The following is a 231-nucleotide window of genomic DNA, read 5'->3' on the forward strand; positions in this document are numbered from 1 at the left end:
AGGTTCCGGATTGGGATCATCCTCATTGTCTAAACTTTGGGCATAATTCCATAACTCTTCAAGCTGGGTGAGCATTTTGGCTTTATTGGTTTTGATACTGTTGCCCCATACAAAAGTATATCTGCCCGCCTGAGCTTCTATCTTGGTGCCATCGGTATAAATCTGTTTTAGATTCACAAGGCCTTCTGATGCCAGCATCAGCACCACTTGTTTGAAGATTTCCTTAAAGCT

At 42.4% G+C, this 231-nt stretch carries 1 pseudogene; it reads right to left on the reverse strand.

The window, feature by feature from the left end:
- Window positions 1-231, reverse strand: a pseudogene (locus ASC72_RS10375) (IS5/IS1182 family transposase); the annotation flags it as partial.

Origin of the sequence: Flavobacterium sp. Root420 (assembly GCF_001427905.1) — a bacterium.
Taxonomy (GTDB): domain Bacteria; phylum Bacteroidota; class Bacteroidia; order Flavobacteriales; family Flavobacteriaceae; genus Flavobacterium.